At 66.7% G+C, this 24,624-nt stretch carries 23 protein-coding genes and 1 riboswitch; of the genes, 16 read left to right on the top strand and 7 right to left on the bottom strand.

What is annotated here, in order from left to right; all coding sequences use genetic code 11:
- Positions 1–184 precede the first annotated feature (184 nt).
- Positions 185–733, bottom strand: coding sequence for a cysteine hydrolase family protein (locus ACYCAX_RS18060; RefSeq protein WP_015476121.1), 549 nt, complete (start codon positions 731–733; stop codon positions 185–187).
- 109 nt (positions 734–842) lie between these two features.
- On the opposite strand from ACYCAX_RS18060, the gene ACYCAX_RS18055 reads away from it, so the two are divergent.
- Complete coding sequence (locus ACYCAX_RS18055) at positions 843–1,823, top strand: GlxA family transcriptional regulator (protein WP_460248537.1); 981 nt, start codon at positions 843–845, stop codon at positions 1,821–1,823.
- 7 nt (positions 1,824–1,830) lie between these two features.
- Here ACYCAX_RS18055 and ACYCAX_RS18050 read toward each other — a convergent pair whose 3' ends face one another.
- Together ACYCAX_RS18050 and ACYCAX_RS18045 are read right to left on the bottom strand one after the other, a co-directional pair.
- Complete coding sequence (locus tag ACYCAX_RS18050; protein WP_015476123.1) at positions 1,831–2,136, bottom strand: DUF3303 domain-containing protein; 306 nt, start codon at positions 2,134–2,136, stop codon at positions 1,831–1,833.
- A 191-nt stretch (positions 2,137–2,327) separates the two neighbouring features.
- Positions 2,328–2,696 carry a cupin domain-containing protein gene (locus tag ACYCAX_RS18045; RefSeq protein WP_015476124.1) on the bottom strand — a complete coding sequence of 123 codons (369 nt, stop codon included), beginning with the start codon at positions 2,694–2,696 and terminating at the stop codon, positions 2,328–2,330.
- A gap of 177 nt (positions 2,697–2,873) precedes the next feature.
- On the opposite strand from ACYCAX_RS18045, the gene ACYCAX_RS18040 reads away from it, so the two are divergent.
- From ACYCAX_RS18040 to ACYCAX_RS17980, 13 genes are all read left to right on the top strand, one after another.
- On the top strand, positions 2,874–3,302 hold the full coding sequence (locus ACYCAX_RS18040; protein WP_460248536.1) for a VOC family protein: 429 nt from the start codon (positions 2,874–2,876) through the stop codon (positions 3,300–3,302).
- Between the two features lie 73 nt (positions 3,303–3,375).
- A riboswitch (cobalamin riboswitch) is annotated at positions 3,376–3,582 on the top strand.
- Positions 3,583–3,676: 94 nt separating this feature from the next.
- The gene (locus ACYCAX_RS18035; RefSeq protein WP_460248535.1) at positions 3,677–5,632 is read left to right on the top strand and encodes a TonB-dependent receptor plug domain-containing protein; all 1,956 of its coding nucleotides are present in this window, start codon (positions 3,677–3,679) and stop codon (positions 5,630–5,632) included.
- The gene (locus tag ACYCAX_RS18030) at positions 5,632–6,333 is read left to right on the top strand and encodes a (2Fe-2S) ferredoxin domain-containing protein (RefSeq protein WP_460248534.1); all 702 of its coding nucleotides are present in this window, start codon (positions 5,632–5,634) and stop codon (positions 6,331–6,333) included. The genes ACYCAX_RS18035 and ACYCAX_RS18030 overlap by 1 nt, the downstream gene beginning before the upstream one ends.
- A 311-nt stretch (positions 6,334–6,644) precedes the next feature.
- A complete protein-coding gene (locus ACYCAX_RS18025; protein ID WP_460248533.1) occupies positions 6,645–7,532 on the top strand; it encodes an ABC transporter substrate-binding protein in 888 nt (295 codons plus the stop codon).
- Between the two features lie 89 nt (positions 7,533–7,621).
- Entirely contained in the window at positions 7,622–8,716 is a 1,095-nt protein-coding gene (ddlA, locus tag ACYCAX_RS18020; RefSeq protein ID WP_460248532.1) for a D-alanine--D-alanine ligase, read from the top strand.
- A gap of 117 nt (positions 8,717–8,833) precedes the next feature.
- Entirely contained in the window at positions 8,834–9,658 is an 825-nt protein-coding gene (locus ACYCAX_RS18015) for an aldo/keto reductase (protein ID WP_460248531.1), read from the top strand.
- A 105-nt stretch (positions 9,659–9,763) separates the two neighbouring features.
- Positions 9,764–10,135 (top strand): nuclear transport factor 2 family protein, encoded by a 372-nt coding sequence (locus ACYCAX_RS18010; protein WP_015476131.1) that lies wholly within the window; start codon positions 9,764–9,766, stop codon positions 10,133–10,135.
- 1 nt (position 10,136) lies between these two features.
- Positions 10,137–10,949 carry a class I SAM-dependent methyltransferase gene (locus ACYCAX_RS18005; RefSeq protein WP_294981094.1) on the top strand — a complete coding sequence of 271 codons (813 nt, stop codon included), beginning with the start codon at positions 10,137–10,139 and terminating at the stop codon, positions 10,947–10,949.
- 67 nt (positions 10,950–11,016) lie between these two features.
- Complete coding sequence (locus ACYCAX_RS18000) at positions 11,017–11,490, top strand: DUF3237 domain-containing protein (protein WP_015476133.1); 474 nt, start codon at positions 11,017–11,019, stop codon at positions 11,488–11,490.
- A gap of 52 nt (positions 11,491–11,542) precedes the next feature.
- Positions 11,543–11,971, top strand: coding sequence for a thiol-disulfide oxidoreductase DCC family protein (locus ACYCAX_RS17995; protein WP_015476134.1), 429 nt, complete (start codon positions 11,543–11,545; stop codon positions 11,969–11,971).
- Positions 11,972–12,120: 149 nt separating this feature from the next.
- Positions 12,121–12,636: an RNA polymerase sigma factor gene (locus ACYCAX_RS17990; protein WP_177324595.1), complete on the top strand. Its 516-nt coding sequence runs from the start codon at positions 12,121–12,123 to the stop codon at positions 12,634–12,636.
- A 5-nt stretch (positions 12,637–12,641) separates the two neighbouring features.
- Positions 12,642–13,469: a FecR family protein gene (locus ACYCAX_RS17985; protein ID WP_460248530.1), complete on the top strand. Its 828-nt coding sequence runs from the start codon at positions 12,642–12,644 to the stop codon at positions 13,467–13,469.
- A 79-nt stretch (positions 13,470–13,548) separates the two neighbouring features.
- The gene (locus ACYCAX_RS17980; protein ID WP_460248529.1) at positions 13,549–15,888 is read left to right on the top strand and encodes a TonB-dependent siderophore receptor; all 2,340 of its coding nucleotides are present in this window, start codon (positions 13,549–13,551) and stop codon (positions 15,886–15,888) included.
- A gap of 77 nt (positions 15,889–15,965) precedes the next feature.
- Here ACYCAX_RS17980 and ACYCAX_RS17975 read toward each other — a convergent pair whose 3' ends face one another.
- Both ACYCAX_RS17975 and ACYCAX_RS17970 read right to left on the bottom strand, forming a co-directional pair.
- Positions 15,966–16,709 carry a TorF family putative porin gene (locus tag ACYCAX_RS17975; RefSeq protein WP_294975928.1) on the bottom strand — a complete coding sequence of 248 codons (744 nt, stop codon included), beginning with the start codon at positions 16,707–16,709 and terminating at the stop codon, positions 15,966–15,968.
- 153 nt (positions 16,710–16,862) lie between these two features.
- On the bottom strand, positions 16,863–18,620 hold the full coding sequence (locus tag ACYCAX_RS17970) for an amidohydrolase (RefSeq protein ID WP_460248528.1): 1,758 nt from the start codon (positions 18,618–18,620) through the stop codon (positions 16,863–16,865).
- Positions 18,621–18,734: 114 nt separating this feature from the next.
- Between ACYCAX_RS17970 and ACYCAX_RS17965 the strand changes: the two genes are divergently transcribed.
- Positions 18,735–19,643, top strand: coding sequence for a LysR family transcriptional regulator (locus tag ACYCAX_RS17965; protein WP_015476140.1), 909 nt, complete (start codon positions 18,735–18,737; stop codon positions 19,641–19,643).
- A 167-nt stretch (positions 19,644–19,810) separates the two neighbouring features.
- The gene (hemN, locus tag ACYCAX_RS17960; RefSeq protein WP_041711795.1) at positions 19,811–21,196 is read left to right on the top strand and encodes an oxygen-independent coproporphyrinogen III oxidase; all 1,386 of its coding nucleotides are present in this window, start codon (positions 19,811–19,813) and stop codon (positions 21,194–21,196) included.
- 55 nt (positions 21,197–21,251) lie between these two features.
- Here the strand turns inward: hemN and ACYCAX_RS17955 are convergent, their stop codons facing one another.
- Positions 21,252–22,856, bottom strand: coding sequence for an FMN-binding glutamate synthase family protein (locus tag ACYCAX_RS17955; RefSeq protein WP_015476142.1), 1,605 nt, complete (start codon positions 22,854–22,856; stop codon positions 21,252–21,254).
- 335 nt (positions 22,857–23,191) lie between these two features.
- Positions 23,192–24,571: an L-serine ammonia-lyase gene (locus ACYCAX_RS17950; RefSeq protein ID WP_294975919.1), complete on the bottom strand. Its 1,380-nt coding sequence runs from the start codon at positions 24,569–24,571 to the stop codon at positions 23,192–23,194.
- Between the last annotated feature and the right edge of the window lie 53 nt (positions 24,572–24,624).

Raw genomic sequence — 24,624 nt, 5'->3', positions numbered from 1 at the left:
CCTTATCGACAGGCGATTGAGCGTCGATCATAGCGGAAAGCCAGCAAAGCGGTGCTCGTCCTTTCCCCAATATGCAGGACCGTCCTCAACTGTAGGAGCGAGCTTGCTCGCGAACCTGCCCGGTACCCAAGCTGTCAAGCGGTTCGCGAGCAAGCTCGCTCCTACATAAGCGTTACGGTGCTTTTCAGCGATTCAGGTACTCGGTGGTGGACACCACTTCGGCGTAGGCAAAGGCCAGGGCTGCCATGTAGGCCGCGTGAACCTGCGCGGCCGGCACCTTCACGCCGTTGAACTCCAGGTCCAGGGTGGCGCAGGCATCGTGCAGCACGGTGACCGGGTAGCCGAAGTCGGCGGCCGCGCGGGTGGCGCCGTCAACGCACATGTGGCTCATGTGCCCGACGACCACCAGCGACTCGATGCCGTGCTGGTCGAGGATGGCCTTCAGGTCGGTATCGCGGAACGAGTTGACGAAATGCTTGAGCACCACCGGCTCGCCGGGCAGATTGGCTACCTTGCCGTGGATCTTGGCGCCCTCGCTGCCGGGGGCGAAGAACGGCGCGTCGGCGCTTTCGAATTCGTGACGCACGTGCACCACCAGATCACCGCGCTCGCGGAAGGCGGCGAGCACCCTGGCGGCCTGGTCGGCGGCGGCCTCGATGCCGACCAGCGGCCATTTGCCGGAAGGGAAGTAGTCGTTCTGGATATCCACTAGGATGAGCGCTTGCTTGGCCATTTCCGAAGTCCTTCTTGAACGTTGAGTGGTGAGGAAGTGGAACCAGTATGGTTCGCCGCGCGCTGCGGGGGGATCAGGCGGAACGACAATAACCGGGGGAAAACTGACAATGGTTGTGCAACGGAGCGTCGTCGAGATCGGGTTGCTGCTCTACCCCGGTGTGCAGGCGGCGGCGCTGCATGGGTTGACCGACCTGTTCGCGGTGGCCGAGCGGATCGCTGGCGAAGAAGCCGCGCAGCAGTTGCCGGCGCTGCGCGTCAGCCACTGGTCCGGCGAGGACGGCGGCGAGCCCCGGCGTATCTTCGACACGCGCCCGGACGTGGACAGCCGGCTGGTCGCCGTGCTCGTCCCTCCGGCGCTGTTCGGCCTGCCGGATGCTGAGCCCTTGCGCCATCTCACCGAATGGCTGGCCGCGCGCCATGCGCAGGGCGCCATCGTCGGTTCGGTGTGCATCGGCGGGCTGCTGGTGGCCGAGGCGGGCCTGCTCGATGGGCGTTCCGCCACCGCCCACTGGAGCGGGGCCGAGGCCTTCGCCCGGCGTTTTCCCAGGGTGCGCCTGGAGGCGCACAAGCCGATCGTCGATGATGGCGACCTGATCACCTCCGCCGGGCTGATGGCCTGGTCGGACCTCGGCCTGCGCATCGTCGACCGCCTGCTCGGCCCGAGCATCGCCAACCGCACCGCACGCTTCCTGGTGGTGGAACATAGCGACAGCGCCCAGCAATGCGGCAGCAACTTCGCGCCGCTGCTGGGGCATGGCGACGCCGCGATCCTCAAGGTGCAGCACTGGTTGCAGGGCAATGGCGCGGTGGACGTCAGCCTCGCCGTCATGGCCGCCCAGGCAGGGCTGGAGGAGCGCACCTTCCTGCGCCGTTTCCGCGCCGCTACCGGACTCAAGCCTACCGAGTACTGCCAGCACCTGCGGGTGGGCAAGGCGCGCGAGCTGCTGGAGTTCACCAACGGTACGGTGGACCACATCGCCTACACCGTTGGCTACCTCGATCCAGGCTCGTTCCGCAGCACCTTCCGCAAGATCACCGGCATGGCGCCGAGCGACTACCGCAAGCGCTTCGGCGCCAAGCCGGGCTAGGTCGCGCTCAGGGACTGACCGATGGCGTGTCCGCCGCCTGCTGCAGCATCTGCGCGAGCAGCGGTGCATATTCCGCGTCGGTCATCGCCGGGTGCACCTGCAGGTGCATCAGGTCGGTCCACTGCAGCATCCAGCGTTGCACGTCGAGGGGGTTCTCGGCTTCCGCCAGGCCGAAGCCGAGCATGTGGCCCATGGCGTGCCAGCGACCGACCAGCTTCACGCCGGGCGGCGGCTGGCCGCCGGTCTTGAGGAAGCGCTGGATGATCCTGTCGCGGTTCTCGATGGGGATGGTCCAGTTCACCAGATAAAGCATGTCGCACCTCCGGCCCGGCTCCGGGCTTCGCTGGACGCGGACCCGAACCGGCGACGCCGCCAGAGCCGCGCCTGTGTATCCCAGGCGTGACAGTCTCCGGCTGGGAGCGGCGTTCTTCCGACAGGCATAGCAGCAGCCAGCGAAGCGGGAGCGGCCGCTGATCGGCGGTCGTCAGGGCAGGTGATCGACGGTCAGATCCAGCGATCATTCTCCGCCGTGCGTTCGCCGCCCTGGTCGCCGGTGTTCAGCACGCCGCGCGGTTCGATCAGCATCACCTGCACCTCGTGTTCGGCATAGGGCTTGTGCTCGACGCCGCGAGGCACCACGTAGAGTTCGCCGGCTCGCAGGGTCAGCGGGCCGTCGCGGAAGTCGATGCGCAGCTCGCCGTCGAGCACGATGAAGGTCTCGTCGGTGTCGGCGTGGCTGTGCCAGACGAAATCGCCGTGCAGCTTCACCACCTTGAACTGGTAGTCGTTCATCTCGGCGATCACTCGCGGCTGCCAGGTCTCAGTGATGCGGCCGAGCTTGTCCTGCAGGTTGATCGGTTGGCGTTGGGTCACGGTGGTTTTCTCCTTGGGATCGTTCTGTCCAAACTACTGCTGGTCCCTGGAGCGGTCTTGCAGGAACTTGCGCTTCGGTGTGGCTCCCCGTGTTGCGGTTGGTCTCCGGGCAGCGCTGAGCAGCGCAAAGCGGGCGACTATGCTCAGAACCTCGCGCCCTTTTCGCCGGAGATCGCCATGCCCACGCCCGCTCCCATCGCCCGCCCCAGCGTCATTCCCTGCCTGCGCTACCGCGATGCGCCGCAGGCCATCGACTGGCTGTGCGCCACCTTCGGTTTCCAGCGGCAGCTGGTGGTCGCCGATGACCACGGCGGCATCGCCCACGCGCAGTTGGCGCTGGCCGATGGCAGTGGGCTGGTGATGCTCGGGTCGCTGCACGACAATGAGTACGGCCGGCTGATGCGCCAGCCCGACGAGATTGGCGGCTGCACCCAGAGCATCTATGTGGTGGTGAGGGATGCCGAGGCGCTGTATCGCGCGGTAGTGGACGGTGGTGCGCAGATCGTCATCGACATCAAGGACGAGGACTACGGCGGCCAGGGTTTCACCTGCCGTGGTCCGGAAGGGCACATCTGGAGTTTCGGTACCTACGATCCCTGGCACTGATCCTGCGCTTTTGCGCCGCTCCCGCAACATCCTGTCCAACCCCCGCGCTTGACGCTTTCGTCCGCCGAATGTTCAGATTCGCCCCGTTTCAGGTGCCCCCCGCCGCCGTGCGTGGGGTGAAACGGGAAGCCGGTGCGTCGCCCTCGTGCGATCAGTCCGGCGCTGCCCCCGCAACGGTAAGCGAGCGGAGCATCCACTAGGCCACTGTGTTCAGGCATGGGAAGGCGGATGTTTCATGATCCTCGCAAGCCCGGAGACCGGCCTGGAACCTGTTTGGCAAACCCGCGGTGGGCGGGCGTGAGCCGGTTCCCGGGGCGCGCTCGTTCCGGGTGTCGCTGCGCCGCCTGCGAAATCCCGATTTCGAGGCGATCACCTTGCAACTTCCTATCTATCCGAACCGGCGTGCCCTGCGCTGGACTCCCGTTTTCTCCCTCTGCGTCCTCGGCCCGCACCTGTCGGCGGCGCCGCTGGACCTGGCCGATGAAATCGTCAACGCGCCTTCGGTGGAGTCCACCACCGTGGCGGACATGGCCCGCTACGGCAGCAAGCTGGAGGTCATCGACCGCCAGCAGATCGAACGCGCCGGCCCCAGCGCCGACATCACCCGCGTGCTGCAGATGTACGTGCCCGGCCTGTTCGTCGCGCCGAAGAACGGCCCGTTCGACTACGGCACCTACTCGCTGCTCGGCGGACGCAACGACGACACGCTGATCCTGCTGGACGGCGTGCGCCTGAACAACCGCCTCTACGGCGGCATCTACCTCGACACCCTGCCGACCACCGCGGTGGAGCGCATCGAAGTGCTCAAGGGCGGCCAGGGCCTGCTGTTCGGCACCCAGGCGGTGTCCGGGGTGATCAACATCGTCACCCGCAGCGCGCGCAGTCGCGAGGCATCCGGCGAGGTGAACCTCGGCCTGGACACCTTCAAGGGCCGCAGCGGTGATGCCCGCGCCGAGAAGATCGTGCACAACGGCCTGGGCGACCTCGGCCTGATGGCCTATGTCAGCCACAACCGCTCCGACGGCTACCAGCCGTACCGCGACCAGGACATGACCAGTACGGTCAGCGACAAGCGTCGCTCGTACGACGTCAACGTGTTCGGCGCCAAGGCCATCCAGGCCATCGGTGAGGCCTCGCGGCTGGAGCTGTTCTACCAGTACGCCGATGCCGAACTGGACTTCGCCCGGCCGACCTCCAACCACCACACCAGCAACAACCGCGTGCAGCAGATCGCCACGGCGACCTTCCAGCAGAGCGTCGGCGACGATTTCAGCTGGTTCGCCAAGACCCACCTCAACGATTGGGACACCCGCTACGACCGCGTCTACAACCTGCAGGGCGGCGGTACCCAGGTGCTCAATCACAACGACTACTGGGGCTTCACCGACTGGGGCACGCAGCTTGAAGGCAAGGCACGCTTCGGCGGTGGCCACGAGCTGGTCTTCGGCAACGACAACCAGTGGTACAAGGGCCAGGACGATGTGCTGATCATCGACAACGACAAGGCCGAATCCCATGCGCTCTACGCCCAGCTGCGACCGAACATCGAGGCGCTGCCCGACTGGCACCCGAGCCTGGGCGTGCGCCGCGAGGAAATCTCGGGCGGTGAGGGCGCCACCGTGTGGATGCTGACCTCGCTCTACGACCTCACGCAGCAGCTCAAGCTGCGCGGCCAGTTGGGCACCGCCTTCAAGTTGCCCACCGCCGAGCAACTGTTCGTCAACGAACCGGGCGACGAAGTCGGCAACCGCGACCTCAAGCCCGAGCGCAGCCGCAACGCCGAACTGGGCCTGGACTACACCGGCGAGCTGTTCGACCAGCCGTGGAGCGGCAGCGTCACCCTGTTCCGTCGCGAGATCACCGACCTCATCACCCTCGCCGGCGATCAATGGGTGAACGGCAATGGCGAGATCACCGTGCGTGGCGTGGAAGCCAACGGCCAGTGGCAGTTCGGCCGGCACTGGCAGCTCTCCGCCGACGCCACGCGCAATCGGGTGGACAGCCACGACGGCGTGACGGTGAACAACATCCCGCACTTCTTTGCCCGCCTGCGCCTGGGCTATGACGACAGCCTCTGGGGCGCCGGTCTTGCCGCGCGCTACGTCGGCTCCATCGTCAGCGCCCAGGACGACGACTACGGCCACTACAGCGTGCTCGATGGCGATGCCTACCGCTACCTCGACGGCGCCCGCGCGCATCGCCTGAGCCTGCTGCTGGAGAACCTGCTGGACCGCGACTACGCCACCGGCCGCAGCAGCAACGGTATCCGCCAGGTGGACAACCTCGGCCGGCCGCGCACCGCCGAGCTGCGCTACACCTTCAGCTTCTGATGAAGGCCATCCTGCTGGTCGGCCCGCTGGCCGGAGCCCAGGGCGAGCGCCTACTGCGCGAGGTATCGGCGCGCCTCGCCGGCGTCGAATGCATCGACACCGGTGAGGGTTTCGATTCGCTCTGGGGGCGGGTGCGCGAGCTGTTGGCCGAGAGTATCGAACTGCTGCTGGTGGACCTCGAACCGACCGCCGACGGCGCCTATCTCGAGTGGCTGCGCGCGGAACTGGCTGCGCTGTGCGGGGAGCATCCGCAGGCGCCGTTGCCGAAGGTCACCGCTTCGGCGCTCGGTCGGCGCGGGCTGGATGTGGCGGCGGTGCTGACGGCGATTGACGATCCGGCGCAACAGCTGGACTGCCAGGGCGTCGGCGAGGTGCCGTCGCAACCGGACTGGTCCGCGCCGCCGCCGCATCGCCGTCACCTGTTCCTCTGCACCGGGCCGCGCTGCGTGCGGCGCGGCGCGCTGCCGTTGTGGAAGACCCTGCGCCGCGAGTTGATCCGCCTCGACCTCTACGAGAACGCCGAGGGCGCCCTGCTGACCCGCACCGGCTGCCAGTTCCCGTGCAATCGCGGGCCGCTGCTGACGGTGTATCCCGAACGTGTCTGGTATGGCCTGCGCAGTGACGAGCAGGTGTGCCGGGTGGTGGCGGAGCATCTGCGTGACGGCGTGCCGGTGGCGGAGCTGCGGGTGGATGAACTATGACGCACTCGCGCTTCGTAGGAGCGAGCTTGCTCGCGAACCGCTGGATGCAGGGAGTTGGGTTCGTCGTCCTCCTTCAACGGCTCCTCACCCTAACCCCTGCCCGGAGGGAGATGGGACCGTTCGGTGCAGGGGAAGGCCGAGCTTTCAGCCGGCATAGGCTGCTCCTTCTCCCTGAGGGAGGGGGTCGGGGTGAGGGGCGAATCCCGGCACGGACTTCCCAGGAGCGTAGTAGCGGACTTCGTCCGCGATGTTTCAGAGCTGGCGCTGTTCGCGAGCAAGCTCGCTCCTACAGGTCAAGCCTGGCGCTTGGTTTGGCGTTGATTCTGGGGGCGGTAACTGCTTCCGCCCAGGACTACCGCAACTGCGCCCAAACCTGGCGAATCGACCACCCGCCGCAACGCATCCTCGCCCTCAACCAGCACGCCGCCGACCTGCTGCTGGCGCTGGGCGCCAGGGAGCGGCTGATCGGCGTGGCCTACATCGATGACGATCTCGACCTGACCAAAGGAAGCTATCGCGGCGTGCCGCTGCTGTCGCGCCAGTATCCGTCGGCGGAAGCGGTCTACGCGCAGCAGCCGGACCTGGTGGTGGCTGGGTTCGCCTCCGCCTTCCGGCTGGGCAACCTGTCTCGCGAGGAACTGGCCGGCCACGGCGTCGCCAGCTACCTGCTGGATGCCGGTTGCGGAGTTTGGCAGGACGATCTGTTCGCTGGTGTCGAGACGGACCTGAAGACTCTGGGCGATCTGCTTGGCGAGCAGGAGCGGGCGCAGGATCTGATCCGCCGGCAGCGCGCCGAGCTGGCCGAAGCGCGCCGGCTTTCGACCGGCCGCCAACTGCTGGACGTCTTCTACCTCGATAGCGCCAGCAACGGCCTGGAGAGCCAGGGGCGGCGCGGCGTGGTCACTCAGTTGCTGCACGCTGCCGGCGCGCACAACCTGTTCGAGGATGTCGACCTGGGTGGCTTCACCGCCAACAGCGAACAGCTGCTGGCGCGCGATCCGGACGTGATCCTGCTGGCCGATGCACTGTGGTCCACGGCCGGGCAGAAGATCCGAACGTTGCGCGCCGACCCGGTGCTCTCGCGCCTGCGCGCCGTGCGCGAGGGGCGCTTCGTGGCCTTGCCTTTCACCCACCTGTTCCCCGGCGTGCACAGCGGGCAGGCTGCCCGCGAGCTGGCGCAGGAGCTGGGCAGGTACTGAACGCCGGCTCGTCTGTTCGCCAGCCACTGTTCCTACCCAAGCGCCGGAGCCCGTGTTAGAAAGCGCCCATCGATCATGCGGAGACTGTCATGGGCAAGTTGCGCGTTGGGGTGATTTTCGGTGGGCGTTCGGCGGAGCACGAAGTGTCCCTGCAATCGGCGAAGAATATCGTCGACGCGCTGGACCGCGAGCGTTTCGAACCGGTGCTGGTGGGTATCGACAAGGAAGGCCGCTGGCACCTCAACGATGCCTCCGACTACCTGCTCAACCAGGAAAACCCGGCACTGATCGCCCTCAACCGCTCCAACCGCGAACTGGCCGTGGTGCCGGGCAAGGCTGAGCAGCAACTGGTGGAAACCGGCAGCCGCCAACTGCTCGATCACGTCGATGTGATCTTCCCCATCGTCCACGGCACCCAGGGCGAAGACGGTTGCCTGCAGGGCCTGCTGCGCATGGCCGACATCCCCTTCGTCGGCTCCGACGTGCTCGGTTCGGCCATCTGCATGGACAAGGACGTGAGCAAGCGCCTGCTGCGCGACGCCGGCATCGCCATCACGCCGTTCGTCACCCTGACCCGCGCCAATGCCCCGCGCACGTCGTTCGACGAGGCGCAGCGCAAGCTCGGCCTGCCGCTGTTCATCAAGCCGGCGAACATGGGTTCCTCGGTGGGCGTGAGCAAGGTCGAAGACGAGGCCGCCTACGACGAAGCCGTGCGCCTCGCGCTGGCCTTCGACGACAAGGTGCTGGTGGAGGCCGCCGTGCAGGGCCGCGAGATCGAGTGCGCGGTAATGGGCAACGAGCAGCCCATCGCCAGCGGCTGTGGCGAGATCGTCGTGGGTAGTGGCTTCTACTCCTACGACAGCAAGTACATCGACGAGGATGCCGCCAAGGTCGTGGTGCCGGCGGACATTCCCGCAGAGGCCAGCGAGCGCATCCGTCAGCTTGCCGTGGAGGCCTTCCTCGCCCTGGAGTGCTCGGGGCTGGCGCGGGTCGACGTGTTCCTCACCGACAGCGGCGAGGTACTGGTCAACGAGCTGAACTCGCTGCCCGGTTTCACTCGCATCAGCATGTACCCCAAGCTCTGGCAGGCCGCCGGGATGACCTACAGCGAGCTGGTCAGCCGGCTGATCGACCTGGCCATCGAGCGCCACGCCGCGCGCCGGCATCTGCAGACCAACCGCTGATCCGCAACCTGGCTCCTGCTTCTGCGCTACCCTGTGTGCCCGTCGTCCGGTTTCGGGCGGCTGGCCCCGTGTCGCCATGACAATCGCGAACATGACAGCCGCAACAAGGAGCACGAGATGAACACTGTGGTATTCGCCGACGGCACCGCCGTTCCCGCCATCGGCCAGGGCACCTGGCGCCTGGGCGAGGACAGCTTCCAGCGCAAGCGCGAAGTCGCCGCCCTGCGCGAAGGCATCGAGCGCGGCCTGACCCTGATCGACAGCGCCGAGATGTATGGCGAAGGGGGCTCGGAGGAAGTGGTTGGCGAGGCCATCGCCGGGCTGCGCGACCAGGTCTTCCTGGTCAGCAAGGTCTATCCGCACAATGCCAGCCGGCGCGGTATCCCCGAAGCCTGCGAGCGCAGCCTGAAGCGCCTGCGCACCGACTGCCTGGACCTCTACCTGCTGCACTGGCGCGGCCAGTATCCGCTGGAGGAAACGGTGGAAGCCTTCGAGCGCCTGCGCGAGGCCGGCAAGATCCGCCGCTGGGGCGTGTCCAACTTCGACCTCGACGACCTGCAGGAACTGAGCGAGCCGGCCTGCGCCACCAACCAGGTGCAATACAGCCTGGAGGAGCGCGGTATCGAGTGGGACCTGCTGCCCTGGTGCCAGGAGGAGCGCATGCCGCTGATGGCCTACTGTCCGGTCGGGCAGGGCGGTCGCTTGCTGCGCCATCGTACCCTGGCCGAAATCGCCGGCCGCCACGACGCCACCCCGGCCCGCGTGGCGCTGGCCTGGCTGATCCACCAGCCGGGCGTGATCGCCATTCCCAAGGCCGTGGAGCCGCTGCACGTGCGTGACAACGCCGCCGCGCTGCAACTGCGCCTGACGCCCGAGGACCTCGAAGCGCTCGACGCCGCCTTCCCGCCGCCCACGCGCAAGCGGCATCTTGCGGTGGTCTGACGCCCTTGCGAAGCGCGTCCCCGGTCGTCGCCGCGAACGGCGCGGCCGGGGCACGGTGCTAGCCTTGCCCGATGACCGGACGCACCGGCAAGGAGGGCAGCACAGATGAGCAATTACACGGCGGACAGCGCCGCCATCAACCGGGTCCTTGCGGATTACGTGGAGGGCATGACCTTTGCCGACGAGGCCAGGTTGCGCCAGGCGTTCCATCCGTCGTGCAAGATCATCGGCAACTACCACGGTGACCTGGAGTGGGCCTCGCTGGACGATTTCATCGGCGCGATCAAGGCCGAGTCGCCGCCGCCGACCGGGGCTCCGCCGGTGTGGGAGCTGAAGTCGCTGGATGTCACCGGCGACAGCGCGGTGGCGAAGGTGACGGACGACTTCCTCGGCATGCACTTCACCGATTACCTGTCGCTGCTGCGCATCGGTTCGCAGTGGTCGATCATCAACAAGCTCTACTACCTGCACCCGTGACGTGGAACGCATCGACCTGCACGGGACGCCGGAAACGCTGCTGATCACCTTCTATGCCAAGGCGAAGGAGAGCGAGCTGGCGGACAGCCTGCTGCACGACCACGTCGCCCGCCGGGCGCTGGACCGGGTCGACTATGACTTCGCCCGCCTGCACATCGGCCGTGCCGGGCAGATCGGCGTGGTGCTGCGCGCCAAGCTGTTCGACGACTGGGTGCGCGACTTTCTCGCGCGCCACCCTGCGGCGGTGATCCTGCAACTGGGCTGCGGCCTCGACAGCCGGGTGTGGCGTATCGATCCGCCCTCCACGGTGCAGTGGTTCGAGGTGGATTTCCCCGAGGTGATCGCCCTGCGCGAGCGCCTGTATCCGGAGCGGGAGAACTGCCACCTGGTATCCAGCGCGCTGACCGAGCCGGACTGGTGGCGCGTGGTGCCGGTTGGCCAGCCGGTGCTGATCGTCGCCGAGGGTGTGCTGCCCTATGTGGAAAGCGATGCGCTGCCCTGGCTGCTGCGCGCGCTGGTCGCCCATTGCGGCAGCGGCGAGCTGATCTTCGACGGCTACACGCGGCAGGGCATCCGCTGGATGCAATACCATCCGATGATTCGCAAGACCGGCGCCATCCTGCACTGGGGCATCGACGACAATGCCGAACTGGAGGCGCAGGTGCCCGGCCTGCGTTTCGTCGACGCCGTCGAGCCCTACGACGAGGCGCAGATCGCCCGGATGTCCCTGGGCGTACGCCTGCTCTACCGGATCACCCTGGCGATTCCGGCGCTGCGGCGCATGGGGCGGCTGCTGCGCTATCGCTTCGGCTGAGCGTGGCCGGTGTCGGGGGCGGCTGCTTTACTCAAGGGGCCATGAAGATGCCTGACAGGAGCTGTCGATGAAACTCGAGCCGCTGATGACCATGAGTGTGAAGGCGAGCGTGCCGCTGGAGATCGGCCGGGTGCCCCACGGTCAGCGTTTGATCTCGGCGGCCGGCGGGGGGACCTTCCAGGGGCGGCGCCTGAGCGGCGACGTGTTGCCCGGCGGGGGCGACTGGATCCTGGTGGATAACGATGGCGGCTGGCACCTGGAGGTGCGCCTGGTGCTGCGCACCGACGATGGGGCGCGGATACTGATGCAGCATAACGGGCTGCTGGTGGCCAATCCGAGGGTCATCACGGCGGTGTCCCGGGGCGAGAGCACGGAGTATGGCGATACCTATTTCATGATCCAGCCGCGCTTCGAGGTCGGGGATGAGCGCTACCGCTGGCTGAACCATCTGCTCGCGGTGGGCGAGGGGCGGCTGGGACCGGGCTGGGTGGAGTACCGGTTGTATTCACTGGCCAATGGGGTGAGCGACGAAAGTCCGTAGTTGTCACATACGGCGGGCAGAGTGTGCGTACCAGGGTTCTGGAGACGACGCCATGCCGCTGCCCCCCGACATGCTTCCCGGTGACAAGGTTGTGTTGTTCGATGGCGTCTGTCGCCTCTGCACGGGCTGGAGCCGCTTCCTGCTGCGCCATGATCGCGACCGGCGCCTGAAACTGTGCAGCGTGCAGTCCCCGGAAGGCCAGGCGATCCTCGACTGGTTCGGGCTGCCGACCGACTATTTCGACACCCTGCTGTACATCGACGGCCACTGCGGCTACGAGCGCAGCGAAGCCTTCCTGCGGGTGATCGGCCAACTGCCGGCGCCGTGGAACTGGCTGCGCGTCCTGTGGCTGGTGCCGATGTCGTTGCGCGACGGGCTCTACGACCGTATCGCCCGCAACCGCTATCGCCTGTTCGGCCGCGAGGACCGCTGCCTGATGCCTTCGGCGGAGTACCGGGGCCGTTTCCTGGGCAATGGGTAGCGCGGCCCTGCCGGTGGCCGTGAGGCAGCGGGCAGGCGAGCTCCACCTGGCGTCGAGCGTTCGAGGCGACGGATCAATGGAGAATAGGTTACCAATGCGATTAAATATCATTTATGATCGACGGCTGCCTACCCACTCATCCGTTCGCGCTGCCATCCATGTCCGCCAAGCCGTCTTTACTCGCTGCGCTGGTCCATCACTACGATGAGTTGGTGGAGCATGTACGCCGCCGTTTCGGGGACCGTGGATTTGCCCAGGAAGTGGTGCACGACGTTTGCGTGGAGATGCTGGAGCGCTCCGAACGGCACGGCATACAATCGCCGCTGGCGCTGCTGCGGAAGATATCCAGCGACCGCGCGGTGGACCGTTACCGTAGCGAGCGCCGCCGGCGCGCGCTGACGGCCCCTCTGGTCGAGGCGGCCGAGCCGGTTTGCCCGGCGCCTTCGCCCTATCGGCACTGCGAGTCCGAGCGCGAACTGGAGCGTTTGGTCGAGGCGATCGAAGCGTTGCCGGTCCGTTGCCGGATGGTGTTCGTCATGCACAAGATCCACGGCCTCCCGCAGGGCGAGGTCGCCAGGCAGATGGGCATATCCCTGAAGACGGTAGAGAAGCACCTGCGCCTGGGCATGCTGGCGTGTCGCGCGCATCTGGAGCGAAAAGGATAATCGCCGTGAGTGCATCCGGTCCGAACAAGCAACCCTTCCAGCCCGAAGAGGACGTCCTGGAGCGTCACCGCGACCTGCTCCGCGAGCGTTTCCCCCTGCCCGTGCCGAAGCCGCGCAAACCCCGTGCGCCCTTGGCCGGCGTAGCGTCGTTGCTGCTCATCGCGCTGCTGTTCTGGCTGGACCCCGCCTACCGTCACGAGCAGTTCGCGACGGAGCCGGGGCAGCGTCGAACCCTGGCGCTGGCCGATGGCTCCCATCTGACCCTCGACGGCGGCACCCGCGTGTCGCTGGCCTGGCACCTTCGCTCGCGCCGCGCCGAGTTGCAGGACGGGCAAGCCCTGTTCGATGTCTCCAGGGCGCGCCTGCGCCCGTTCCAGGTCCTCGCCGGCACCACCCGGGTACAGGTCAAGGGCACGCTGTTCAATGTGCTGAATGCGGGAGCGGACGTGCAGGTGACCCTGTTGCGTGGCAGCGTCCTGGTTGGCGCGGGGGACAGCGAAGCGCACCTTGCGCCCGGGCAGCAGACCATCACGCATGACGGGCGGCTTTCCGCTCCCAGAACCGTGGACACCGCCACAGCGACGGCCTGGCAGGACGGCAAGCTGGTCTTCAAGCGTACTCCGCTGAAACAGGCGCTGGAGGCGATGCAGCGTTACCGGGGGCCGAGGATTGTCCTGGACGATCCGGAGCTGGCCGACCTGCCGATCAACGGGGTGTTCAAGAGCGAGAACGTGGAGTCGCTGCTCAAGCTGCTGCCGGGTGTCCTGCCCGTCGAACTGAGCTTCGATTCGGATGGCACGGCGCACCTGCAAAGGCGACCTGCGAAAAAATAATCAGGTGCGGAGGTAGGGTTTTGCCGTTCGGGCAGCGGCATGGAGGGAAACCAGAATCATTCACAAGGAATCCCTCCCCATGCGCGCCCCTGTGCCCCGAGCCCTGTTGTCGCTTTCCGTGCTGGCCGGCAATCTGTTGCTGGCCGCCTATGCGAGTGCCCAGGACACCTTCACCCTCGACCTGCCCAGCTCCAGGCTGGAACACGCCCTGAACGACCTGGCCAGGCAGTCCTCGTCGCAGATCCTGTTCGCCAGCGATATCGCCAATGACCGGCCCAGCCCGACGCTGAAGGGCAGCTACACCCTCGAGCAGGCCCTGCAGAAGCTGCTGGAAGGCACCGGGCTGCACGCCGTCGCCAAGGAGGATGGAACCTTCATCATCGTGCCGGGGACTGCCACCGGGCAGAACGTCCAGGCGGAAGCGCCTGCCCCTCTCGCACCGATGGTGATCACCGGCGATGTGCTGGGGAATGCCAGCGCGCCGGAGGTCATCAGCTATGCCGGCAGCCGTACCCTGGTGGATTCCGCCCAATTGCAGAAGCCCAGCGTGCGGGGCGTGGACGATGCGCTCCAGCGCGTGCCAGGGGTGAAAATCTTCGACGAGACCGGTACGGGTGCACTGCCGCAGATTGCCGTCCGCGGCCTCTATGAAAGCCGCAGTGGCCGCATCCAGGCCCTGTCCGACGGCATTCCGCTGGCGCTGGCGCCCTATGGGCAAACCGGTCTTTCCCTGTTTCCGGTGACGCTGGCGATGGTCGATCGAATCGACGTGGTCAAGGGCGGCGCGGCCGTCCAGTACGGCCCCAACAACGTCGGGGGCGTGATCAACTTCATCAGCCGGCCGATCCCGCGCACCTGGGAAACCAACCTCAAGGAGAAGGCGACCTTCTACCCCGGAGGGCGGCAGCTGTGGGACACCTATGTCGGCACCGGCGGCTTCCTGACCGACAACTTCGGCCTGCAACTGGACCTCAATACGCTCAGCGGCGAGGCCGGGCGCGAGCATTCCGATACCGATGTGCAGAACTACCGGCTACGCGGACAGTGGAATATCGACGACTACCGCGATCTGAGCTTTGGCGTCCAGTACTACAAGGCCGACATGGACCTGGCCGGCGCGCTGTCGCCGGAGGACTATCGACACGATCCGCGCCAGTCCACCCGTCCGCTTGACCGCTTCGAAGGCGATACGACGCGAGTCTGGGGCACCTACACCGAGCAACTGGGCAGCATCGGGCCCTTCGACTCGGTGGAGTTCAGCTGGACCAACTTCGCCCACGACAGCTACCGCAACTTCGTGGTCGGCCTGCCGTTCACCCCCGATGCGTCGCCCCTGACCCGCCAGGATGGCCCGCGTGACTTCAAGGTCTGGGGCAGCGAGCCGCGATTGAGCCTGAGCATCGACGACGAGCAGGTCAGCCAGACCTGGCTGGTCGGGGCGCGCTACGTCAGCGAGGACATCGATTACAAGGTGAACAGGCAGAGCCTGGCGACGGGCGTCACCACGCCGTTCCGTGATTGGAAGTTCAACGATGACGCCCAGGCGGTCTACCTGAGCAATGCCATCGGCCTGATGGATCGCCGCCTCACCATCACGCCGGGGGTGCGTTATGAAAACGCCCGCATGGACTATGACGACGGCCTGACCCAGGTCCGCAAGGACAACCGATCCGAAGAGTGGCTTCCGGGGCTGACCGTCGGCTTCCAGGCCACGGACGAGTGGTACCTGTATGCCAATGCCCAGAAGTCCCTGCGCCCGCCGCAAGTGACGCAGATCGTGAAGGAGGGGGATGTCGGCGCGGAACTGGCCTGGAACTATGAAACCGGGGTCCGCTACATCCCCTGGGATGGCTTGCGTGTGGACTTCGGTGTCTACCGCATCGATTTCGACGACCAGATCGTCTATTCGGCGACCACCGACCGCTTCCAGAACATCGGCAGCACCCGGCACCAGGGTATCGAGACCGAGGTGTTCTGGACGCCGGAGGCCTTGCCCGAGCTCAATCTGCACGCCAGCTATGCCTACCTGGATGCAGAGCAGCGCAGTGGGGAGTTCAAGGGGAACGACGTGCCCTATGCCTCCCGGCAGCAGTTCGGTGTGGATGGCCAGTACCGCTTCGCCGAGTTCTGGACCTACAGCCTGGATGGTCTGTATGTCAGCAGCGCCTATACCGACGCCGCGAATAGCGCTGACGAGGATGCCAATGCGACGGTCGGGGAACTGCCAGCCTATTGGCTGTGGAATACGGCGATCCAGCGGGAGTTTCCCCTGCAGGACCAGAGTGTCCTGACGGCGTCGGCCGGTATCAGCAACCTGTTCAATCGCCAGTATTACTTCCGTGGCATCGACACCAGCCCCTGGGGACGGCAGCCCGCCCCCGAGCGCTCGTTGACGCTGGCGGTCAACTACAAGTTCTGAGGCCGGCGGGCGCAACGCGAACTCCCCGTGTGCACCGGGACGCCGCGATTCACGCGGCGCCCCGGTTGGCTTTCGCCTCAGAAACTCTTCGCCACGCTGGCCACCACCGTGGCGGTACAGGCGTCCTTGAAGCCGAAGTTGTTCAGGCATTCGTACCGGGACAGGTCGGTATCGATGTAACTCACCGCCCAGTCCAGCCCCACCAGCTCATGGCCCAGTTTGACCTCCCACTCGTGGTAGGTGTCGCGGGTGTCTTCGCCGCCGGAAAGGTAGAGCGGGTCCTTCGCGTCGTTGCGGCCATAGCGCACGCGCAACTGGAACTCGGCCGGCAGTTCGGCGTTGTAGGCCAGGTAGGTGTAGAGATTGCTCTGCTTCTCGCCGAAATAGGTGGGGTAGTCGTCACCGTAGTAGGCCGCCAGCTCGAAGCCATAGGCGTGGAGGATGGCGTACACGTCGCTCTGGTTGAACTGGCTTTCCTTGGGGTAGCTGTACTTGAGATAGCCCAGGTCCAGGGCGACATCGTCGTTGGCCTGCCAGTACCAGCCGACGTAGTAGTCCATTTCCTGGCGGGTCTTGTAGTCGTAGCCGTAGTCGACGTTGGAGGTCCAGGCCCCCAGGTACGGGCCGCTGGCATGCTGCAGGGTGAGGCCGAGCTGGGCGGCCGGATCGCCCTGGGTCTGCGAGATGCCACGGGTGCGGTAGTCGCTGAGCAGCGCGGCGTCGATCTGCAGGGCGAAGTCCTGGCTGAGCTCCACGGCCAGGGCGGGGGGGAGCGGCGCGCAGGCGAGCAGCGCGCCGATGAGCCATTGCGGGCGGTTCATGCGGTTGTCCCTTTGTTGTGATTGTCTGTGGGGCAGGGCGAAAAGGCCCGCGCAGCGCCAGCCCTCCCGGCGTCGTCGGGGGCTTGGAGGAAGGGCTGGGCTGGCGGGCAGGGCGCCGGGGGTGTTCAGGTCCCGGCGCAGGAGCCCGGCTCGTCAGAGAGCCGGAGCGTCGTCGGCGCGGTAGACTTCGCGGCCTTCGAACAGGGTGTGCAGCACGCGGGCTTCGGCCAGTTGCTGCTCGGGCACGCTGAACACGTCGCGGTCGAGGACGACCATGTCGGCCTGCTTGCCGGGGGCCAGGCTGCCGATCTTCCGCTCCAGGCCGATGGCCTGCGCGGCATTGCGGGTGTAGGCGTAGAACATGGTCTGGCGGTCGACGCGCTCGGCGGCATTCAGCACGCCTTGCTCGCCCTGGCGGGTCACCGCCTGGTAGACGGCCTTCAGCGGGTCCGGGGTGGATACCGGCCAGTCGCTGGCGCCGGCGATGGTGGCGCCGTTGTCCAGCAGCGATTTCGCCGGGTACATGTAGCGATAGGCGTCGTCGGCGATGTAGGGCTTCACCAACTCGACCGTGTAGGGCTCGGCGGTGGCCCAGTCCAGTTGCATCGAGGCGATCACGCCCAGCGACTTGAAGCGCGGGAAGTCCTGCGGGCTGACCAGTTGCAGGTGGGTGATCGAGTGGCGGATGCCGCTCTGCCGGTCCTTGCGCGCCTGGGCGATGCCGTTGAGCGATTCGCGCACCGCGCGGTCGCCGATGGCGTGGATGTGCACCAGCCAGCCACGGGCGTCGGCGGCGCTGACCAGTTCGCCGAAATGCTGCGGGTCGATCAGCAGTTCGCCGGGCTTGTGGCTGTTCTTGTAGTCTTCCAGCAGCGCGGCGGACTGCGCCGGGAACTCGATCACGCCGTCGGCGAAGATCTTGATTCCCGGCAGGGTCAGGTTGGGGATGCCCTGGAACTGCTGGCGCACCTTGTCCAGCACCGCGAGATCGGCCGGACGGCTCTTCGGATTGGCCACCAGCAGCGCCGCGACGTGGGCGCTGAGCTGGCCGTCACGGGCCAGGTCGCGGTACACCGGCAGCACGCCGACGCTCTTCTCGGTGGGCGTGATGTTGAACAGCGCCTCACCCGGTGCGCCGTTGGCCGCCGGGTCCATCCAGGCGGTGATGCCGAGGCTGTTGTTGTACTTCACCGCGGCCACGCCCGCACGCTTCATGGTCTGGGTGTCGGCGACGGGCATGGCGGCCGCGGCCAGGTCGAAGCCGGAATCGACGAGGAAGCCGGTGGGATTGAAGTGCTTGTCGTGGGCGATGTTCTGCTGTTCCAGGGCGCTCAGGCCACGCAGGCGCTGCGCATCGAGCCCGGCGCGCTTGAGCATGGCGGCGTTGGCCCAGGCGGTGTGGTGGTCGCTGCCGATCAGGATCACCGGCACGTTCTCCCACTCGCCGTGGTTCAGGCGCTGCGCCAGGCCCTCGGACTGGGACCAGTAGGTGGAGTTCATGCCGTTCATCACCACCACGTCGCCCGCTATCGCCCTGCCGCTGTCGCGGTCCTTCTTCAAGCGCTTGACGAAGGCGTCGAGGTCCATTTCCTCATCCTGCAGGCTGGCGGAGATCAGCTCCAGGCCACCGAAGATGGAGTGCGAGTGGCTGTCGATGAAGCCGGGCATCAGCACCTTGCCACCGAGGTCGACGACCTTGCTGCCGGCGTCGCCCAGGGCGCGGATCTCGTCGTTGGTGCCCACTTTCAGCACCTTGCCATCGGCCACCGCGACCGCCTGTTGCAGCGCCTGGCCCGGCTCGGCGGTGAAAACCTTGCCGTTGAGCAGGATCAGGTCCGCGTTCTGTGCCTGTGCTTCCAAAGTGCCGAGCGCGATTGCAACGGCCAGCGCGCCTTTGAGCAACGTGTGCATGACTTCCCCTTGTGTACCGGTTGATTTTTATTGGTCTGCGCAAGAGGCTATCGGGGCGGCCAGCGGCCAGGAAGGCGCAACGGCTCATAACACTTGTGAAAATCTGGAAATAATATGGACAAGTTCAGCAGCCTGACGATGTTCGTTGCCAGCGCTGAAACCGGCAGTTTCAGCCGCGCAGCCGAGCGACTGGGCAAGACTCCCTCGGCCGTCACCAAGGCCATCGGCCTGCTGGAGAGCGAACTGGGCGCGCGGCTGTTCGAGCGCACCACGCGCAGCATGTCGTTGACCGAGGCCGGCCAGCTTTACCTGGACGGCGCCCGCGAGGTGCTGGAGCGGATGCGCGAGACCACCGAGGAGATCGCCCAGTTGCAGCACAGCCTGCGGGGCGTGCTGCGCATCACCGCGCCGCTGCTGTTCGGCCCGGCCTTCCTCGACCAGGCTTGCGCGGACTTCCTCGCCCTGCACCCGGACGTACGCCTGCAGGTGGACCTCTCCGACAGCTACCTCGACCTGCTCGACGGCCGCTACGACCTCGCGTTGCGCATGGGCAACAGCGACCTGCCGGGGCTGATCGCGCAGCCACTGGCGGAAAGCCGCATCGCTGTCTGCGCCAGTCCCCTGTACCTGGCACGGCGCGGCACGCCCCAGCATCCGCGCGAGGTCATCGAGCACGACTGCCTGATCTACCGCCACCCGGCGCTGGACGATCGCTGGTGGTTCGACCTGGACGGCGAGCGCTACTCCACGCCGCGCAGCGGACGCCTGAGCAGCGACAACCAGGCCATGTTGCTCACCGCCTGCCTGGCCGGACACGGCCTGCTGCCGTGCCCACGCTGGAGCGTGCTGGATCACCTGCGCTGCGGACGGCTGGTCACGGTGCTGGATGCGTTCTACTTCGAGCCGGACACCTTCGGCTCGCAGATCCTCGCCGTGTACCCGAGCAACCGCCGGGCCACGCGCAAGATCCATGCGTTCATCGAACACCTGCGCGAGGCGCTGCGGCGCACCGGTATCCTTTGAGGCGCTACAGGCTGTCCGGCTGCGCCTGGCATGCCCCGTCCGGAGGATGCTTCGGGCGGCATCGAGTGGGAAGTTCTTGATCCTGCACAGGAGCGGCGTAGCGTGATCGGTGTATTGTGCGTCGGCGACTTGCAGCGACAGACTGCCAGCGCCAGAGGAGCCGTGTCATGCCCGAATCTATGAGTTTCAACCGCGCGCTGGTGGAGAAGTACGACCGCCCCGGCCCGCGCTATACGTCCTACCCCACCGCGCCGCAGTTCCACGGCGCCTTCGCCGCCGACGACTACCGCGCAGCGGCCCGGCGCAGCAACGAGGCACCGTCCAAGCCGCTCTCGGTGTACATCCACATCCCGTTCTGCCAGAGCCTGTGCTACTACTGCGCCTGCAACAAGATCATCACCCAGAAGACCCACCGCGCCGTCGAATACCTCGACTACCTCAAGCGCGAGATCGCCATGCAGGCGGCATTGTTCGACGGTTCGCGCAAGCTCACCCAATTGCACCTGGGTGGCGGTACGCCCACCTACCTGACCAGTGCACAGTTGACCGAGCTGATGGATTGCCTGCGCGAGCATTTCAACCTGGACGAGAGCGACGACCATGAGTTCTCCATCGAGGTCGATCCGCGCACCATCAGCCGCGAGCGCATCGCCGAGCTGCGCGCCCAGGGCTTCAACCGCCTGAGCTTCGGCGTGCAGGATTTCGACGAGAAGGTCCAGGCGGCGGTCAATCGCGTACAGAGCGAGCAGCAGATCTTCGACCTCATCCACGCCGCCCGCGAGGCGCGCTTCAAGTCGGTTTCCGTGGACCTGATCTACGGCCTGCCGCTGCAGACGGTGGAGAGCTTCGACGCCACCCTGAGCAAGATCGTCGCATTGCGTCCCGACCGCATCGCCGCCTACAGCTACGCCCACCTGCCCGAGCGGGTGCGCGCGCAGCGGCTGATCCGCCGCGAGGACATGCCGCCGCCCGAGCGCAAGCTGGAACTGCTGGAACTGACCATCCGCCGGCTGACCGGGGAGGGCTATGCCTACATCGGCATGGACCACTTCGCGCTGCCCGACGACGAGCTGACCGTGGCCCGCGCCAACGGTACGCTGCAACGCAACTTCCAGGGCTACTCGACCCACGCCGACTGCGACCTGATCGCCCTAGGCGTGTCGTCCATCAGCAAGGTCGGCGACACCTACGGGCAGAACGTGAAGGAGCTGTCGCAGTACTACGCGCGCCTCAACGAGGGGCTGCTGCCGGTGCACAAGGGCTACCGCCTGACCGACGACGACCGCCTGCGCCGCGAGGTGATCGGCGCGCTGATGTGTCATGGCCGCGTGGACTACGCACCGCTGGAAGCGCGCCACGGTATCCGTTTCAGGGAGTATTTCGAGGAATCGCTGCAGCAGTTGCAGGAGCAGGTCGGCGACGGCCTGATCGAGCTGCACGGCGATGCGCTGGTGCTGCTGCCCCAGGGGCAACTGATGATGCGCAGCGTGGCGATGGCTTTCGATGCCTACCTGGGCGGTGGGCAGCAGGAGCGCTTCTCGCGGACCATCTGAGCCAGGAAAAGCCCCGGCAACCTGCAGGTTGCCGGGGCTTTTTTTCGTGCCGGCGTCAGCCCGCCGCCGCCTCGAAGCTGTCGCTGCGCGCCATGCGCCAGATGCGCTCGTAGAACTCGCCCTCGATGTTGCCCGAGAGCAGTTCGCCGGGCTTGAGGAAGTAGTGCAGGTGCGAGAACAGGCGGATCTCGGTGGCCGACACGCGACGCACCAGATGCCTGGCTTCCAGTTGCGAGGGATGCTCGATGCCGGCCGCGGCGATCATCTCGGCCAGGCCCTTGAGGGTGTTGCGGTGGAAGTTGCGCACCCGCTCGGCCTTGTCCGGCACCACCAGGGCGCGTTGGCGCAGCGGATCCTGGGTGGCCACGCCGGTCGGGCACTTGTTGGTGTGGCAGCTCTGCGACTGGATGCAGCCGATGGCGAACATGAAGCCGCGCGCCGAGTTGGCCCAGTCGGCGCCCATCGCCAGCACGCTGGCGATATCGAAGGCGCTGACGATCTTGCCGCTGGCGCCGATGCGGATCTTGTCGCGCAGGTTCAGGCCGACCAGGGTGTTGTGCACGAACAACAGGCCCTCGCGCATCGGCAGGCCCATGTGGTCGGTGAACTCCAGCGGCGCGGCGCCGGTGCCGCCTTCCTTGCCGTCGACCACGATGAAGTCGGGGAGGATGCCGGTCTCCTGCATGGCCTTGGCGATGCCCATGAACTCCCACGGGTGGCCGATGCACAGCTTGAAGCCCACCGGCTTGCCGCCGGAGAGTTCGCGCAGTTTGACGATGAAGTCGAGCAGCTCCTTGGGCGTGCTGAAGGCGCTGTGGGAGGAGGGCGAGATGCAGTCCTGGCCCAGCGGTACACCACGGGTGGAGGCGATTTCCGGGGTCACCTTGTGCTTGGGCAGGATGCCGCCGTGGCCGGGCTTGGCGCCCTGGCTGAGCTTGATCTCGATCATCTTCACCTGCGGGTCGACCGCCTGCCTGGCGAAGCGCTCCGGGTCGAAGTGGCCATCCGGGGTGCGGCAGCCGAAGTAGCCGCTGCCCAGTTCCCAGGTCAGGTCGCCGCCGTACTCGCGGTGGTAGGGGCTGATGCTGCCCTCGCCGGTGTCGTGGATGAAGTTGCCCATCTTCGCGCCCTTGTTCAGCGCGCGGATGGCGTTGGCGCTGAGGGAGCCGAAGCTCATCGCCGAGATGTTGAACACCGAGATGGAGTAGGGCTGCTTGCATTCCGGGCCGCCCACGTCGACGCGGAAGGTGCAGGGATCGGCCACCGGCGCCGGGCGGATGGAGTGGGCGATGAACTCGAAGCCCGACTGGTAGACGTCGATCAGGGTGCCGAACGGTTTGTCGGCGCTCTCGTTCTTCGCCCGCGAGTAGACCAGCGCCCGCTGGGCACGGGAGAAGGGCAGGGCGTCGTTGTCCCCCTCGAGCAGGTACTGGCGGATTTCCGGGCGGATGCCTTCCACCAGGTAGCGGATGTTGCCGAGGATCGGGTAGTTGCGCCGTACCGCGTGGTGCTGCTGGCGGAGGTCGATGACGCCGAGCACGCTGAGGGCGAAGGTCAGCAGGGTCAGGGGCCAGACGTGGCCGAGGAAGGGCAGGCTGATCAGGGTAAACAGGATGCAGGCGGCGAAGAAGGCGTAGCGGCTGAGCAGCGACAGGTTCATGGAGTCTCCAGTCGTTGGGCTTATCACGGTCAGGTTGGGTCGAAAGGGCCGTCACAGAGCATGGCAGGTATTGCGCGAACGTGCCTGGACAAAGGGCAAGGCGATGGGCTTTCGGAGGTCGTTCCAGTTCTGGCGGGCACCGACGGTAGCCCGAAGCAGGGGAAAAAGAAAGCTGGCTAACGATTTTTTTCGGGGCTGAGAAAGGGTGTTTCGGGGCTGCAAGAAACGGCCACATCCGTACCTGGGCTGTTCGCGAGCAAGCTCGCTCCTACAGGGTTGGCACCGGCGTGCACTTCGTAGGAGCGAGCTTGCTCGCGAACCCGCATTCAGCCGGATTAACAGGCAATCACGTTGACTGCCAGCCCGCCCTTGGAGGTCTCCTTGTACTTGTCCATCATGTCCCGCCCGGTGTCGCGCAGGGTGTCGATGGCCTTGTCGAGGCTGACCAGATGCTGGCCGTCGCCGCGCAGGGCCAGTTGGGCGGCGTTGATGGCCTTGAGCGAAGCCATCGCGTTGCGCTCGATACAGGGTACCTGCACCAGGCCGGCCACCGGGTCGCACGTCAGGCCGAGGTTGTGCTCCAGGCCGATCTCGGCGGCGTTCTCCACCTGTTCCAGGCTGCCGCCGAGGACTTCCGCCAGAGCGCCGGCGGCCATCGCGCAGGCCGAGCCGACTTCGCCCTGGCAACCCACTTCGGCGCCGGAGATCGAGGCGTTGAGCTTGCACAGGATGCCGATGGCGGCGGCGGTCAGCAGGTAGCGTTCGATGGCCTCCGCGTCGGCCCGGGGGGCGTAGCGCGCGTAGTAGTGCAGCACCGCCGGAACGATGCCGGCGGCGCCGTTGGTGGGCGCGGTCACCACCCGGCCACCGGCGGCGTTCTCCTCGTTCACCGCCAGCGCCCAGAGATCGACCCAGTCCATCGCGCCGAGGGTGCTGGCGATCAGGTTGCCGCTGTCCGCTTCGTTCAACCGGCGGTAGAGCATGGGGGCGCGACGGCGCACCTTGAGCCCGCCGGGCAGGGTGCCTTCGGTTTCCAGTCCACGGCGCACGCAGGCCTGCATTTCGTCCCAGATATGGGCCAGGCCGGCGTGGATTTCCGCCGCGCTGCGCACGGCCAGTTCATTGGCCCACATCAGGTCGCTGATGCGCTTGAACTCATGCTGATGGCACAGGCGCAGCAGCTCCTCGGCGCTGTGGAAGGGGTAGGGCGTGGGGTTGCCGGGCAGGGCGCGGTCGGTGTTGAAGTCGGCCTGGTCCACCACGAAACCGCCGCCCACGGAATAGCAGACGCGCTCGGCCAGCAACCGGCCGTCGTCGTCCAGCGCGCGCAGGTGCAGCCCGTTGGGATGGGCGGGCAGGCTGCCGTCGTGGAAGACCAGGTGCCGCGCCGGATCGAAGTCGATCTCCCGCACGCCGCCCAGGCGCAGGCGACGGCGCAGCAGGATGTCGTCCACCTGTGGCGCCAGGGCGGCTGGATCGGCTTCCGCCGGATCGATGCCGAGCAGGCCTATCAGGCAGGCGCGGTCGGTGGCGTGGCCTTTGCCGGTGGCGCTGAGGGAGCCGTAGAGGTGCACCTCGATCGCCGCCACCCGCTCCAGTCGGTCGTCCGCCCGCAGGCGGTCGACGAACTCGCGGGTAGCGCGCATCGGCCCCACGGTGTGGGAGCTGGATGGCCCGACGCCGGGCTTGAACATGTCGAAAACACTGAGGGTCATGGGGGATTCCTCCTGTCCTCAAGCATGGACCCGCAATGCCGCGGTTGCTCACC

The organism is Pseudomonas sp. MT3, assembly GCF_054720805.1.
Note: the sequence above shows the minus strand (reverse complement) of the source record. Positions and strands in the feature narration are given on the sequence as shown.

Excerpts from the sequence above, each read along its gene's own strand:
- ACYCAX_RS18060 (WP_015476121.1), bottom strand. The coding sequence starts at position 733 with ATGGCCAAGCAAGCGCTCATCCTAGTGGATATCCAGAACGACTACTTC.
- ACYCAX_RS18055 (WP_460248537.1), top strand. The coding sequence starts at position 843 with ATGGTTGTGCAACGGAGCGTCGTCGAGATCGGGTTGCTGCTCTACCCC.
- ACYCAX_RS18050 (WP_015476123.1), bottom strand. The coding sequence starts at position 2,136 with ATGCTTTATCTGGTGAACTGGACCATCCCCATCGAGAACCGCGACAGG.
- ACYCAX_RS18040 (WP_460248536.1), top strand. The coding sequence starts at position 2,874 with ATGCCCACGCCCGCTCCCATCGCCCGCCCCAGCGTCATTCCCTGCCTG.
- ACYCAX_RS18030 (WP_460248534.1), top strand. The coding sequence starts at position 5,632 with ATGAAGGCCATCCTGCTGGTCGGCCCGCTGGCCGGAGCCCAGGGCGAG.
- ddlA (WP_460248532.1), top strand. The coding sequence starts at position 7,622 with ATGGGCAAGTTGCGCGTTGGGGTGATTTTCGGTGGGCGTTCGGCGGAG.
- ACYCAX_RS18015 (WP_460248531.1), top strand. The coding sequence starts at position 8,834 with ATGAACACTGTGGTATTCGCCGACGGCACCGCCGTTCCCGCCATCGGC.
- ACYCAX_RS18010 (WP_015476131.1), top strand. The coding sequence starts at position 9,764 with ATGAGCAATTACACGGCGGACAGCGCCGCCATCAACCGGGTCCTTGCG.
- ACYCAX_RS18000 (WP_015476133.1), top strand. The coding sequence starts at position 11,017 with ATGAAACTCGAGCCGCTGATGACCATGAGTGTGAAGGCGAGCGTGCCG.
- ACYCAX_RS17995 (WP_015476134.1), top strand. The coding sequence starts at position 11,543 with ATGCCGCTGCCCCCCGACATGCTTCCCGGTGACAAGGTTGTGTTGTTC.
- ACYCAX_RS17980 (WP_460248529.1), top strand. The coding sequence starts at position 13,549 with ATGCGCGCCCCTGTGCCCCGAGCCCTGTTGTCGCTTTCCGTGCTGGCC.
- ACYCAX_RS17975 (WP_294975928.1), bottom strand. The coding sequence starts at position 16,709 with ATGAACCGCCCGCAATGGCTCATCGGCGCGCTGCTCGCCTGCGCGCCG.
- ACYCAX_RS17970 (WP_460248528.1), bottom strand. The coding sequence starts at position 18,620 with ATGCACACGTTGCTCAAAGGCGCGCTGGCCGTTGCAATCGCGCTCGGC.
- ACYCAX_RS17965 (WP_015476140.1), top strand. The coding sequence starts at position 18,735 with ATGGACAAGTTCAGCAGCCTGACGATGTTCGTTGCCAGCGCTGAAACC.
- hemN (WP_041711795.1), top strand. The coding sequence starts at position 19,811 with ATGCCCGAATCTATGAGTTTCAACCGCGCGCTGGTGGAGAAGTACGAC.
- ACYCAX_RS17955 (WP_015476142.1), bottom strand. The coding sequence starts at position 22,856 with ATGAACCTGTCGCTGCTCAGCCGCTACGCCTTCTTCGCCGCCTGCATC.
- ACYCAX_RS17950 (WP_294975919.1), bottom strand. The coding sequence starts at position 24,571 with ATGACCCTCAGTGTTTTCGACATGTTCAAGCCCGGCGTCGGGCCATCC.